This window comes from Citrobacter sp. U14242 (assembly GCF_046555775.1).
GTDB lineage: Bacteria > Pseudomonadota > Gammaproteobacteria > Enterobacterales > Enterobacteriaceae > Citrobacter.
The window spans coordinates 1-13,654 of the sequence record NZ_JBKGLW010000001.1 but is presented as its reverse complement, the minus strand read 5'-3'; the positions used below and the strand labels follow the sequence as shown (position 1 = coordinate 13,654).

12 protein-coding genes and 2 rRNA genes are annotated in these 13,654 nt (G+C 51.2%); 8 read left to right on the top strand and 6 right to left on the bottom strand.

Annotation, left to right across the window (positions count from 1 at the left end):
* Positions 1-89: 89 nt before the first annotated feature.
* On the top strand, positions 90-1,418 hold the full coding sequence (gene srmB / locus ACLJXE_RS00070; protein WP_286628833.1) for an ATP-dependent RNA helicase SrmB: 1,329 nt from the start codon (positions 90-92) through the stop codon (positions 1,416-1,418).
* A gap of 17 nt (positions 1,419-1,435) precedes the next feature.
* Here srmB and ACLJXE_RS00065 read toward each other — a convergent pair whose 3' ends face one another.
* Positions 1,436-2,332, bottom strand: a complete 897-nt coding sequence (locus ACLJXE_RS00065) for a LysR family transcriptional regulator (RefSeq protein WP_410749766.1) — start codon at positions 2,330-2,332, stop codon at positions 1,436-1,438.
* A 102-nt stretch (positions 2,333-2,434) separates the two neighbouring features.
* On the opposite strand from ACLJXE_RS00065, the gene eamB reads away from it, so the two are divergent.
* Positions 2,435-3,022 carry a cysteine/O-acetylserine transporter gene (gene eamB, locus ACLJXE_RS00060; protein WP_410749765.1) on the top strand — a complete coding sequence of 196 codons (588 nt, stop codon included), beginning with the start codon at positions 2,435-2,437 and terminating at the stop codon, positions 3,020-3,022.
* A gap of 79 nt (positions 3,023-3,101) precedes the next feature.
* Here eamB and grcA read toward each other — a convergent pair whose 3' ends face one another.
* Entirely contained in the window at positions 3,102-3,485 is a 384-nt protein-coding gene (gene grcA / locus ACLJXE_RS00055) for an autonomous glycyl radical cofactor GrcA (protein WP_003037563.1), read from the bottom strand.
* A 318-nt stretch (positions 3,486-3,803) separates the two neighbouring features.
* On the opposite strand from grcA, the gene ung reads away from it, so the two are divergent.
* Entirely contained in the window at positions 3,804-4,493 is a 690-nt protein-coding gene (gene ung / locus ACLJXE_RS00050; protein ID WP_286628829.1) for a uracil-DNA glycosylase, read from the top strand.
* A 33-nt stretch (positions 4,494-4,526) separates the two neighbouring features.
* Here the strand turns inward: ung and ACLJXE_RS00045 are convergent, their stop codons facing one another.
* Positions 4,527-5,606, bottom strand: a complete 1,080-nt coding sequence (locus ACLJXE_RS00045; RefSeq protein WP_286628828.1) for a tRNA/rRNA methyltransferase — start codon at positions 5,604-5,606, stop codon at positions 4,527-4,529.
* 207 nt (positions 5,607-5,813) lie between these two features.
* Between ACLJXE_RS00045 and trxC the strand changes: the two genes are divergently transcribed.
* The 5 genes from trxC to ACLJXE_RS00020 all read left to right on the top strand — a co-directional run bounded on the left by trxC (position 5,814) and on the right by ACLJXE_RS00020 (position 11,536).
* Complete coding sequence (trxC, locus tag ACLJXE_RS00040; RefSeq protein ID WP_137383461.1) at positions 5,814-6,233, top strand: thioredoxin TrxC; 420 nt, start codon at positions 5,814-5,816, stop codon at positions 6,231-6,233.
* A 69-nt stretch (positions 6,234-6,302) separates the two neighbouring features.
* A complete protein-coding gene (gene tapT, locus ACLJXE_RS00035; RefSeq protein ID WP_286628824.1) occupies positions 6,303-7,001 on the top strand; it encodes a tRNA-uridine aminocarboxypropyltransferase in 699 nt (232 codons plus the stop codon).
* A gap of 36 nt (positions 7,002-7,037) precedes the next feature.
* Entirely contained in the window at positions 7,038-9,698 is a 2,661-nt protein-coding gene (locus ACLJXE_RS00030; RefSeq protein ID WP_410749764.1) for a bifunctional acetate--CoA ligase family protein/GNAT family N-acetyltransferase, read from the top strand.
* A 114-nt stretch (positions 9,699-9,812) separates the two neighbouring features.
* The gene (gene pssA / locus ACLJXE_RS00025; protein ID WP_048210877.1) at positions 9,813-11,168 is read left to right on the top strand and encodes a CDP-diacylglycerol--serine O-phosphatidyltransferase; all 1,356 of its coding nucleotides are present in this window, start codon (positions 9,813-9,815) and stop codon (positions 11,166-11,168) included.
* 32 nt (positions 11,169-11,200) lie between these two features.
* Positions 11,201-11,536 carry a YfiM family lipoprotein gene (locus ACLJXE_RS00020; protein ID WP_410749763.1) on the top strand — a complete coding sequence of 112 codons (336 nt, stop codon included), beginning with the start codon at positions 11,201-11,203 and terminating at the stop codon, positions 11,534-11,536.
* On the opposite strand, the gene ACLJXE_RS00015 is transcribed toward ACLJXE_RS00020, so the two are convergent.
* The 3 genes from ACLJXE_RS00015 to ACLJXE_RS00005 all read right to left on the bottom strand — a co-directional run.
* Complete coding sequence (locus tag ACLJXE_RS00015) at positions 11,533-12,831, bottom strand: MFS transporter (protein ID WP_410749762.1); 1,299 nt, start codon at positions 12,829-12,831, stop codon at positions 11,533-11,535. The two genes, ACLJXE_RS00020 and ACLJXE_RS00015, sit on opposite strands and share 4 nt — an antisense overlap.
* Before the next feature lie 311 nt (positions 12,832-13,142).
* Positions 13,143-13,258: ribosomal RNA gene (gene rrf, locus ACLJXE_RS00010) — 5S ribosomal RNA — on the bottom strand.
* 196 nt (positions 13,259-13,454) lie between these two features.
* Positions 13,455-13,654: ribosomal RNA gene (locus ACLJXE_RS00005) — 23S ribosomal RNA — on the bottom strand; the annotation flags it as partial.

The following is a 13,654-nucleotide window of genomic DNA, read 5'->3' as shown; positions in this document are numbered from 1 at the left end:
AAAACAATACCTGAGAAGGTATATCCATACAAACAGATGAAGATTGCAGCCGTAACGTCTATAATCAGCGCCCCACTCAGAGGTAGAACATGACTGTAACGACTTTTTCCGAACTTGAACTCGATGAAAGCCTGCTGGAAGCCCTCCAGGAAAAAGGTTTCACTCGCCCGACCGCCATTCAGGCTGCCGCCATTCCGCCTGCGCTCGATGGCCGTGATGTACTCGGTTCTGCGCCGACAGGCACCGGTAAAACGGCGGCATATTTGCTGCCAGCGTTGCAGCACCTGCTCGACTTCCCGCGCAAGAAATCCGGTCCACCACGCATTTTAATCCTGACGCCAACGCGCGAACTGGCGATGCAGGTTGCCGAACACGCCCGTGAATTGGCCAAAAATACGCATCTGGATATTGCCACCATTACTGGCGGCGTGGCTTACATGAACCACATGGAAGTCTTCAGCGAAAACCAGGACATCGTGGTCGCCACCACGGGTCGTTTACTGCAATACATCAAAGAAGAGAACTTTGACTGTCATGCGGTTGAGACACTGATCCTTGATGAAGCCGATCGCATGCTGGACATGGGCTTTGCCCAGGACATCGAGCATATTGCCGGTGAAACCCGCTGGCGTAAGCAGACCATGCTGTTCTCAGCCACGCTGGAAGGTGATGCGATTAAAGATTTTGCCGAACGTCTGCTGGACGATCCGGTTGAAGTTTCTGCGGATCCGTCGACACGCGAACGCAAGAAGATCCATCAATGGTACTACCGTGCCGATGACATCGAGCATAAAACAGCTCTGCTGATCCATCTGCTAAAACAGCCGGAAGCGACCCGCTCAATCGTCTTTGTCCGTAAACGTGAGCGTGTGCACGAGCTGGCAGGTTGGCTGCGCCAGGCTGGCATTAATAACTGCTATCTCGAAGGCGAGATGGTGCAGATTAAGCGTAACGAAGCGATCAAACGTCTGACCGATGGTCGTGTGAACGTACTGGTTGCAACAGATGTTGCTGCGCGTGGTATCGACATCCCGGACGTCAGCCACGTGTTTAACTTCGACATGCCGCGCAGTGGCGATGCCTATCTGCACCGCATTGGCCGTACTGGTCGTGCCGGGCGGAAAGGTACCGCGATTTCTCTGGTTGAAGCGCATGACCACCTGTTACTCGGCAAAGCGAGTCGTTATATTGACGAGCCATTGAAGGCACGCGTCATTGATGAACTGCGTCCAACAACGCGTGCGCCAAGTGAGAAGTCTAACGGCAAGCCATCCAAGAAAGTGCTGGCGAAACGCGCAGAGAAAAAAGCCAAAGATAAAGAAAAGCCGCGAGTGAAGAAACGTCACCGCGATGCCAAGAATATCGGCAAACGTCGCAAGCCAAGCGGTACTGCCCCACAGCAGACCGACAAAGAGTAAGCAGAATGCCGGGCCAGTCAGCCCGGCATTTTTTCATGCACGGCAAAGCTCTCTGAAATACATTCTATAAAAACCCGCATCGCCGGGCTAACGACTTTTCCGGCATGATGTGCGCACAATGCGGTAATCAGTTCAGGCTCCTGACTGAATGGCAACTCGATTAATTCACCTGAGCGTAATTCCCTCTCGACGGTAAACCGCGGTAAAAAACTGACACCAAGATTCGCAGAAACACACTGCTTGATGCTTTCGATACTCCATAGCTCGATAGTGTTTTCCAGCGTAATCTGTCGCTTACGCAGCATACTTTCAAAACGCTGTCTAAAAATACATTGCAGTTCATTAATGATAAAAGTGCAGGGAATATGCTGATTATGCTGAGTGAAATCAACATCCTGAAGGGCCGGAGAGGCGACCAGCGCCAGTGACTGTTCCCCCAGCGACAACATCTTAAGCGCATCATCATTTCCCACCCGATAAAACACCCCCAGATCAACCTCATCACCCAGCAGAGCATCACGAATGACATAACAATTGAGCGACTGTAGGGACAACCGAACATTAGGCGCTCGTTGTTTAAAGCGCTGTAAAACCTGCGGCATTTTATAGGCCAGCAACGTTTCTCCGGTTGCGACGCGGAGATCACCGCTCGGCTGTGCATCTTGTTGCGCCGTCTGACGGATCGACGCCATCACGCGAGTCAGGTCATGTATATGTGGCATCAGCCGTTTACCCTCACTGGTGAGACACATCCGCCGGCCAATTTTTTCGAATAACTGTATTGAGAGTTCTTGTTCAAGCTGTTGAATATGAAACGTTACGGTTGATTGCGTACAGCAAAGCTTTTGTGAAGCCCGAAGGAATGAGCCCTCTTCCACTACCGTTTTTAACGTAATAAACCGACGTAAATCCATCCTCACCAACCCATCGAAATTATCGAATTCAAAATGCAAAAACATTCATTTTTTAAAATATTGTGTCTCGGGTACTGTCTGCTAAAACAGAGGAGATAACAAGTGACCCCCATGCTTTTAAGTGCATTCTGGACCTATACACTGATTACTGCGCTAACACCCGGCCCGAATAATATCCTCGCGCTGAGTGCGGCAACATCACATGGCTTACGTCAGAGCACGCGTGTTCTGGCAGGAATGAGCCTGGGCTTTTTAATCGTCATGCTGCTGTGCGCCGGGATCTCGTTTTCGCTTGCCGTCCTGGATCCGGCTATCATTCATTGGCTGAGTTGGGCAGGGGCAGCCTACATTTTATGGCTGGCCATGAAAATCGCCACCAGCCCAGCCTCAAACGATAGCCTACAGGCAGAACCGATTAGCTTTTGGGCGAGTTTTGGTTTGCAGTTTGTGAACGTCAAAATCATTTTGTACGGCATTACCGCGTTATCCACGTTTGTGTTGCCATATACCCAGGGTGCTTACTGGTTAGTGAGTGTCAGTATTTTGCTGGCGCTGATTGGAACCTTTGGCAATGCCTGCTGGGCGCTGGCTGGTCATCTTTTCCAGCGGATTTTTCGCCACTATGGACGGCAGCTGAATATCGTTCTGGCATTACTGTTGGTTTATTGTGCGGTGAGGATTTTTTACTAACGGAGGTGAAAAGGCGGAAGCTGCACTAACATCTTCCGCCTTCTGATTTTCTGCTAATCGGGGTTACTCCCCGCGAGCCTTACAGGCTCTCAGTAAAGGTACGAGCAATAACGTCGCGCTGCTGTTCTGGAGTCAGCGAGTTAAAACGTACTGCATAACCAGAAACACGGATGGTCAGCTGCGGATATTTTTCCGGGTGCTTAACTGCATCTTCCAGTGTTTCACGACGCAGAACGTTAACGTTCAGGTGCTGGCCACCTTCTACGCGCACTTCTGGCTGTACATCTACCGGTACTTCACGGTATTCGATTTCGCCCAGTTTGCTGACGGCAACGACTTCATCAGCGTTGAAACCTGCTTTCGCAACGATGCAGCGTGCTTCGCCTTTTTCGCTGTCCAGCAGCCAGAAAGAGTTCAGCAGGTCGTCGTTTGCAGCTTTAGTAATCTGGATACCTGTAATCATGTTGATGCCTCCCCGGCAAAATTATTTGATTTCGGTTGGCCTCATCCGGCCAATTGGTAAAACCATTGTTGCTTGAGTGTATATATACCCCTCACACACCCTTGAATCTTTGATTTAAATCAACAAAAACCACACATGAAAAGTGGTGATAGGTGGATTTTATTGTTTTACATCAACTTACACCATGTGCGGTGATAAACTTTTTACATAAATTTTCAACTATCTTTAAGGGGTAGCTCTTTGAGAAACGTGCAGAATTTTGCGCCATTGAAAGAAGCAGTTAAGCTATGGGGATTGAAAAAATCGCAGGAGAGCGAGATGGCCACCGAATTAACCTGGCACGATGTGCTGGCTGAAGAGAAACAGCAGCCCTATTTTGTGAACACGTTGCATACCGTTGCCGGCGAACGCCAGTCAGGTATGACAATTTATCCGCCACAAAAAGATGTGTTTAACGCTTTTCGCTTTACTGAGCTTGGCGACGTTAAAGTTGTCATTCTGGGACAAGATCCTTACCACGGTCCAGGGCAGGCCCATGGTCTGGCTTTCTCTGTACGTCCAGGCATCGCCACTCCGCCGTCATTACTGAACATGTATAAAGAACTGGAAGCCACCATCCCAGGATTTACCCGTCCGACGCATGGATACCTGGAGAGCTGGGCCCGTCAGGGAGTGTTGCTACTGAACACTGTTCTCACCGTTCGGGCAGGTCAGGCACATTCACATGCCAGCCTGGGTTGGGAAACCTTTACCGATAAAGTCATTAGCCTGATTAACGAACATCGTGAAGGCGTTGTTTTCCTGCTTTGGGGCTCTCACGCCCAGAAGAAAGGGTCCATTATTGATGCACAGCGCCACCATGTGCTGAAAGCGCCGCACCCGTCCCCCCTTTCTGCCCATCGCGGTTTCTTTGGTTGTAATCACTTTGTACTGGCAAATGAATGGCTGGAACAACGGGGAGAAAAGCCGATCGACTGGATGCCGGTATTGCCGGCGGAGAGCGAGTAAAAAAATGCCAGCGAATCGCTGGCATTTTTATTATCAGGCTTTGTTCTGACGCCACCACTCCGCGAGCAGAACACCTGTCGCAACGGAGACGTTAAGCGTTTCTACGTTGCCAGTACCATCAATCGCAACGCACAGGTCGTCTGCTGAGCAAGCTGCTTCTGGCAGAGCTTCACGTTCGCGGCCTAACACCAGCACCATTTTTTCTGGCAGCGTGGTGTTAAATAGCGGCTTACCTTTGTCGCTTGAGGTCATGACGACGGTGTAACCCGCCTGGCGGAAATCATCCAGCACATCCACAATACTGTCGCCAGTAATCGGTTGAACATGCTCGGCACCACCTTCCGCAGTACGGATGGCCGCACCGGATTCCAGCAGCGCTGCATCCTGTACCACGACGCCTTTCACGCCGAAGTGCGCGCAGCTGCGCATCATACCACCCAGGTTATGCGGGTTGGCGATATCTTCCAGCGCCAGCACACAATCCTGCGCCCCCGCCTGACCAACCCACTGCTTAACGGTAGTACCGTTACGTTTTTTGATCAGGAAGCAAACACCGCCATGGTGCTCAGTACCAGACGCTTTCGCCAGTTCGGCCTCATCAACCACGTGATAGGCTTTGCGGTTTGCCGCCATCCAGCGCAATGCTTCTTTGAATCGCGGTGTTACGCTCTGAATAAACCAGGCGCGGACGATGGCGTCCGGGCGGCTCTGGAACAGCGCCTGACACGCATTTTCGCCATAAACGCGGGTTTCTTCCGCGCGCTGACGACGCAGTACTTCAGGATCGATAAAGCTCTTACCGCTGATGCCACCATGATCGGCTTTATCCGCAATATCATCATTCGGTGCACGGGATACGGTACGCCACGGTGAATCTTCACGTCTGCGATCGCGTTCTACATCGCGGTCACGACCGCGTTCACGACCGCGTTCACTGTTCGGACCCTTTCTGTCATCACGGGCAGGGCGACGACCGCCTTCGGCTCGGGAAGTACCGGGGCGACCGCCGCCTTTGCCAGTACGTGGATTTTGGGTGCGTTTATCCGAGTCATCGTCACTGCGGACGTACATCACTTTGACCTTGCCGTTTTTGTTCTTCAGTTCGTCGCTCATGTTTTTCTCCACCTGCTCTGCGCGAAGCGCGCAGATTACCCGATGTGCACGTCGTTAGCCATTATTTCATTTAAAAGCTAATGACTATTGTACTCATTGAATAAAACGCATTGTTGTTTAAAACAGTCTCTCCGATAATATGTAACATAATAGAAACATACTGGCGTCATTGCCGCGAAGTCCACCCTACTCATCCAGAGGTTAGTTATGAATACCGTTTGTACCAGCTGCCAGGCTATCAACCGCATTCCCGACGATCGTGTTCAGGAAGCGGCCAAATGCGGACGCTGTGGTCACGACCTGTTTGACGGGGAGGTGATCAATGCGACCGGTGAAACGCTGGATAAGCTGCTAAAAGACGATCTTCCGGTGGTAGTTGATTTTTGGGCACCATGGTGTGGTCCGTGCCGTAACTTCGCACCTATTTTTGAAGATGTCGCGGAAGAGCGTAGCGGTAAAGTGCGCTTTGTTAAAGTGAATACGGAAGCCGAACGCGAACTCAGTGCACGTTTCGGTATCCGCAGCATTCCGACCATCATGATCTTCAGGAAGGGTGAAGTCGTCGATATGCTGAATGGCGCTGTACCCAAAGCCCCGTTTGATAGCTGGCTTAACGAATCGTTATAATCTCTGCGGGGCGCATCTTGTGCCCCGTTTTCACCTCTGCGACAATAGCGTTTTTCAACGTGTTTCCCCATGACCGATAACGCTGTTCTTCAGTTACGCGCCGAGCGCCTCGCGCGCGCCACACGTCCTTTTCTTGCCCGAGGCAACCGCATTCGTCGCTGTCAGCGTTGTCTGCTACCGCTAAAACTCTGTCTGTGCGCCACATGGGTGTCTTCTCAGGCCAAAAGCCGTTTTTGTCTGATGATGTTCGATACCGAACCGATGAAGCCCAGTAACACGGGACGTTTGATTGCCGATATTTTACCCAACACTGCTGCTTTTCAGTGGTCTCGCACCGAACCACCGCAGGAGCTGCTTGATCTGGTGCAACATCCTGATTATCAGCCAATGGTCGTTTTCCCCGCGTCTTATGCCGGTGAAGAACGTGACGTCATTTTCACACCACCAGCCGGTAAACCACCGTTGTTTATCATGCTTGATGGCACCTGGCCGGAAGCACGTAAAATGTTCCGTAAAAGTCCCTACCTCGACAACCTGCCGGTGATCTCCGTCGATCTATCGCGCCTTTCCGCTTACCACCTGCGCGGGGTGCACGCCGAGGGACAATACTGCACTGCCGAAGTCGCCATTGCCTTGTTGGATTTGGCAGGAGATACGCAAGCAGCTGAGGGCTTAAGCGCCCACTTTACTCGCTTTAAAACACGCTACCTGGCAGGAAAAACTCAACATCAGGGAAGCGTCACAGCAGAGTCAATAGAAAGCGTTTAAAATCATTCGGTCACTGGAGTCATTAAGGAAGCCGATATGAGTCAACGTGGTCTGGAAGCGCTACTGCGACCGAAGTCCATTGCAGTGATTGGGGCGTCAATGAAGCCAAATCGAGCAGGATACCTGATGATGCGTAACCTGCTGGCAGGAGGGTTCAACGGCCCCGTTTTACCAGTGACACCCGCCTGGAAAGCAGTGTTGGGCGTACTGGCCTGGCCCAATATTGGCAGCCTGCCTTTTTCTCCTGATCTGGCCATTTTGTGTACCAATGCCAGCCGTAATCTGGCGTTACTGGAAGCACTGGGCGAGAAAGGCTGCAAAACCTGCATTATTCTCTCGGCTCCCGCGGCACAGCATGCTGAACTGCTGGCCTGCGCATCACGTTATAAAATTCGTCTACTGGGCCCTAACAGTCTCGGGGTTCTGGCCCCCTGGCAAGGGCTTAACGCCAGCTTTTCTCCCGTTCCGATTAAACGCGGCAAGCTTGCTTTTATCTCCCAGTCGGCGGCGATTTCCAACACCATTCTGGACTGGGCGCAGCAGCGCGATATGGGTTTTTCCTGGTTTATCGCGCTGGGCGACAGCCTGGATATTGATGTTGATGAACTACTGGATTACCTGACGCGCGACAGCAAAACCAGCGCGATATTGCTCTACCTCGAACATTTAAGCGATGCCCGACGTTTTGTCTCAGCCGCGCGTAGCGCCTCGCGTAACAAACCTATTCTGGTGATTAAAAGCGGCCGTAGCCCCGCAGCACAGCGTTTACTGCATACCAGTGCCGGAATGGACCCGGCCTGGGATGCAGCGATTCAACGTGCTGGTTTATTGCGCGTACAGGACACTCATGAGCTTTTCTCGGCAGTCGAAACCCTGAGCCATATGCGCCCGTTACGCGGCGACAGACTGATGATCATTAGCAATGGGGCCGCTCCCGCGGCGCTGGCATTAGATGAGCTGTGGTCGAGAAACGGTAAGCTGGCCGCGCTGAGTGAGGAAACCTGTCAGAAATTACGCGATGCCTTACCTGCTCACGTAGATATTGCCAACCCACTGGATCTGCGTGACGATGCCAGCAGCGAACATTACGTCAAGACACTGGATATTTTACTCGCCAGTCAGGATTTCGACGCACTGATGGTCATTCACTCACCCAGTGCGGCAGCCCCCGGAACCGAGAGCGCACAGGCGCTAATTGAAGCCGTCAAACACCATCCGCGAGGTAAGTTCGTCTCCTTGCTGACCAACTGGTGCGGCGAGTTTTCATCCCAGGAAGCTCGCAGGCTGTTTAGTGAAGCCGGATTACCCACCTATCGCACACCGGAAGGTACCATTACGGCCTTCATGCATATGGTCGAATATCGGCGTAACCAGAAGCAACTGCGAGAAACACCAGCCCTACCCGATAGCCTGACCGCTAACACCGCCGAAGCGCATAGTCTGTTACAGCAGGCGATTGCTGAGGGAGCAACATCGCTGGATACCCATGAAGTGCAGCCGATTTTGCAAGCCTATGGTTTACACACTCTACCTACCTGGATCGCCAGCGACAGTGCGGAAGCCGTACACATCGCAGAACAAATCGGTTACCCGGTAGCACTGAAGCTTCGCTCTCCTGATATCCCGCATAAGTCGGAAGTTCAGGGGGTTATGTTGTACCTGCGTACGGCAACAGAAGTACAGCAGGCTGCGAATGCGATTTTTGATCGGGTAAGAATGGCCTGGCCACAGGCACGTATCCACGGTTTGTTAGTACAAAGTATGGCTAACCGCGCCGGTGCTCAGGAGCTGCGCGTCGTCGTCGAACATGATCCTGTGTTTGGCCCACTGATTATGTTGGGTGAAGGTGGCGTTGAGTGGCGTCCTGAAGAGCAAGCTGTTGTCGCATTGCCACCACTCAACATGAACCTGGCGCGTTATCTGGTGATCCAGGGGATCAAAAACAAAAAGATCCGCGCTCGCAGCGCACTACGTCCCTTAGATATTGCAGGCTTAAGCCAACTGTTGGTCCAGGTCTCCAACCTGATCGTAGACTGTCCGGAAATTCAGCGCCTGGATATCCATCCTCTGTTGGCCTCTGCTGGGGAATTTACTGCACTGGACGTCACACTGGATATTGGCCCTTTCACGGGCGATAACGAAAGCAGACTGGCGATACGCCCTTATCCCCATCAGCTTGAAGAGTGGGTCGAGATGAAGAACGGCGAGCGCTGTCTGTTCCGCCCTATTCTGCCGGAAGATGAACCCTATTTGCAGCAATTCATTTCACAGGTGACGAAAGAAGATCTTTATTATCGCTACTTCAGTGAGATCAACGAATTCACCCATGAAGATTTAGCCAACATGACGCAGATCGACTACGATCGGGAAATGGCCTTTGTGGCCGTGCGTTGTCGTGATAACCACGAAGAGATCCTCGGCGTGACGCGGGCCATCTCCGATCCGGATAATATCGATGCGGAATTTGCCGTACTGGTTCGTTCAGACCTCAAAGGGCTGGGTTTAGGTCGCCGGTTGATGGAAAAGTTGATTGCATACACCCGAGATCACGGACTTAGACGTTTAAATGGTATTACGATGCCAAACAATCGTGGGATGGTCGCCCTGGCCCGAAAACTCGGGTTTGATGTCGACGTCCAGCTCGAAGAGGGAATTGTTGGGCTAACGCTGAATCTGGCCCAATATGAGGAATCGTGAGTAAGGTACTGGAAATGTTGACCACATTCATGGGTACTGGTGGTATCATTGCCCGCTTATGTCGTCTGCAAAGCACAGAGGACCCTTCAATGAACAGAGAAGAAATGCACTGTGATGTTGTCAAAATTTAAGCGTAATAAACATCAACAACACCTTGCCCAACTACCTAAGATTTCTCAGTCAGTTGATGATGTAGATTTCTTTTATGCTCCCGCAAATTTCAGGGAGACTCTGCTGGAGAAAATTGCCAGCGCGACGCGACGGATCTGCATTATTGCGCTGTATCTGGAACAGGATGACGGCGGTAAAGGCATACTCGACGCGCTCTATGCGGCAAAGCGGCAGCGTCCTGAACTGGATATCCGGGTGCTTGTCGACTGGCATCGAGCTCAGCGTGGACGCATTGGTGTTGCGGCATCCAATACCAACGCTGACTGGTATTGCCGCATGGCGCAAGAAAACCCTGGTATCGATATCCCTGTCTACGGCGTGCCGATTAACACCCGCGAAGCGCTTGGTGTTCTGCATTTTAAAGGCTTTATCATTGATGATAGCGTCCTGTATAGCGGGGCCAGTCTGAACGATGTTTACTTACACCAACATGATAAATACCGCTATGACCGCTATCAGCTGATTCGCAACGCGAAGATGGCCGATATCATGTACGATTGGGTTACGCAGAACCTGATGAATGGGCGCGGCGTTAATCGTCTCGATGATATCCATCGTCCTAAAAGTCCGGAAATTAAAAACGATATCCGCCTGTACCGCCAGGAATTGCGCGATGCATCCTTCCATTTTCAGGGTGATGCGGATAATGAACAGCTTTCGGTCACGCCGCTGGTTGGGCTCGGAAAATCCAGTCTGTTAAATAAGACTATTTTCCACCTCATGCCCTGTGCGGAGCACAAACTCACAATCTGTACCCCTTATTTCAACCTGCCTGCCATACTGGTGCGCAATATCATTCAACTGCTGCGTGAAGGGAAAAAAGTTGAAATCATTGTCGGTGATAAAACCGCCAACGACTTTTTCATTCCGGAAGATGAGCCATTCAAGATCATCGGTGCGCTGCCTTATCTGTATGAAATAAATCTGCGTCGTTTCCTGAGCAGACTGCAGTATTACGTGAATACTGACCAGCTGGTCGTGCGCTTATGGAAAGATGATGACAACACCTATCATCTGAAAGGCATGTGGGTTGATGATAAATGGATGCTGCTTACCGGCAATAATCTTAACCCCCGCGCCTGGCGGCTGGATTTGGAAAACGCCATTCTTATCCATGATCCCCAGCAGGAACTGACTCCCCAGCGAGATAAAGAGCTGGAGCTTATCCGTACCCACACCACCGTCGTGAAACACTATCGCGACTTGCAAAGTATTGCTGACTATCCGGTGAAAGTGCGTAAGCTTATCCGTCGATTACGCCGTATTCGAATCGACAGATTAATCAGCCGTATTCTGTAATCAAGACCCCGTCCAGTGACGGGGTTTTTCCTATGGAGGCAGCGGTGCGCCTGTGTATTCTTGCCAGTGTTTTGCTTCTTTCCGGTTGTAGCCACATGGCTAACGACAGCTGGAGTGGGCAAGACAAAGCTCAACACTTTATCGCCTCGGCCATGCTTGCCGCAGCAGGGAACGAGTATGCACGACATCAGGGAAACAGTCGCGATCGTAGCGCAGCTATCGGTTTGATGTTCTCAGTCAGCCTTGGTGCATCAAAAGAGCTGTGGGACAGCCGCCCCACGGGGAGCGGCTGGAGCTGGAAAGACTTTGCCTGGGATGTGGCGGGCGCATCAACCGGCTATGCCGTTTGGCAACTGGCACATCATTAGAGGCGTAAGCCTCTTCCCTTACGGTGTAACATCAGCGAAACCAGGAATGCGACCACCGCCATCGCAGTGACATACCAGAAAAATGACGTTTCCATACCGACAGATTTTAGGGATAACGCGACATATTCAGCCGAACCCCCAAACAGGGCATTGGCTACCGCATACGATAATCCCACCCCCAGCGCACGGACCTGCGCCGGAAACATCTCTGCCTTCAGTATCCCGCTGATGGACGTATAGAAACTGACGATCAGCAAGGCGCACATCACAAGGGCAAATGCCACAAACGGAGAACTCACATTCTGCAGTGCCGACAGAATAGGCACAGTGAAAATCGTCGCCAGCGCACCAAAGCATAGCATTGAAGTCCGTCGGCCTATTTTATCTGACAACGCACCGAACAGCGGTTGTACCAACATAAACACGCACAATGCAGCCGTCATAATGCCGCTGGCCACGTTGGCATGCATACCCGCCGTATTGACCAGATATTTCTGCATGTAGGTCGTAAACGTATAAAAACACAGAGAGCCAGCAGCGGTGAACCCCAGAACCATAAGAAAGGCTTTGCGGTTACGCCACAACCCTTTCAGAGAACCCGCTTCTTTCAACGCACGGACATCCTGTTTTGATGTTTCATCCAGTTGACGACGCAGCCACAATGCCACAATAGCTAACACAGCACCCAGTGCAAACGGAATACGCCAGCCCCAGGCTCTGAGCGCAGAATCGTCCAGGGTTTGCTGTAGTATGACCACAACAAGTAATGCCAGTAGTTGCCCACCAATTAACGTAACGTACTGGAACGATGCATAGAATCCTTTCTTACCTTCAACTGCCACTTCACTCATGTAAGTCGCGCTAGTACCGTATTCCCCACCAACAGATAGCCCCTGGAATAATCTGGCCAGCAGTAATAGCGCGGGAGCCCAGGTGCCGATCGTCTCATATCCAGGTAGACAGGCGATCACCAGCGATCCCATGCACATCATGCAGACAGATAACAACATAGACTTTTTACGTCCGTGTTTATCCGCAATACGACCAAAAAGCCATCCCCCGATTGGCCGCATCAGAAAGCCAGCAGCGAAAACGCCGGCGGTTTGTAACAATTGGGTGGTGGTATTTCCGGAAGGAAAAAATATGTGGGCAAAATAAAGGGAACAGAAAGAGTAGATATAGAAATCAAACCATTCAACCAGATTCCCTGACGATGCACCAACAATTGCCCATATACGACGACGGGTATCGCCATCTGCCAGCGCCCCGTTCTCAGTTACACTGCTATCAGCCATTAGAATTGTACCCCTGCCAGGATCTTATGAATCTATCAATGATGTTTCGCATCTATTTTTAGTAAAATAAATGTTATATAATTGTTATAATTTATTATGAGAGATAGATCACAATTTTAATTAGCAGGAAAAGGATTAAGAAATGTTCGAGGGAAGAGAGCAGATTAGCTGTCAGAAATAGCATGGGCTAAGGTGCTACGCGATGGTCTGATGCTGAAACTGGCAATGTGCCCAGGCCTGCAAAATACGTTCAGTCCAGCGCAGACGCAAAAAAGCCCATCCGTCAGGATGGGCTTCTTCACTTGTTTGATGCCTGGCAGTTCCCTACTCTCGCATGGGGAGACCCCACACTACCATCGGCGCTACGGCGTTTCACTTCTGAGTTCGGCATGGGGTCAGGTGGGACCACCGCGCTACAGCCGCCAGGCAAATTCTTTGTGCTCTGTACGCAATTCTTTATCGCATCCGCCGCGTTGGCTGCTCTCGCGAACGTCAGTCACATACTTCAGTATGCTCCTTCCGTCGCTTCACTTGCCGCCTTGCTGCTGCGCAAACTATTGCGTACTACAATCTGTTATCAAGCTGATATTGATGTCTCTTCGCCAAAACATCTTCGGCGTTGTAAGGTTAAGCCTCACGGTTCATTAGTATCGGTTAGCTCAATGTATCGCTACACTTACACACCCGACCTATCAACGTCATCGTCTTTAACGTTCCTTCAGGACTCTCAAGGAGTCAGGGAGAACTCATCTCGGGGCAAGTTTCGTGCTTAGATGCTTTCAGCACTTATCTCTTCCGCATTTAGCTACCGGGCAATGCCATT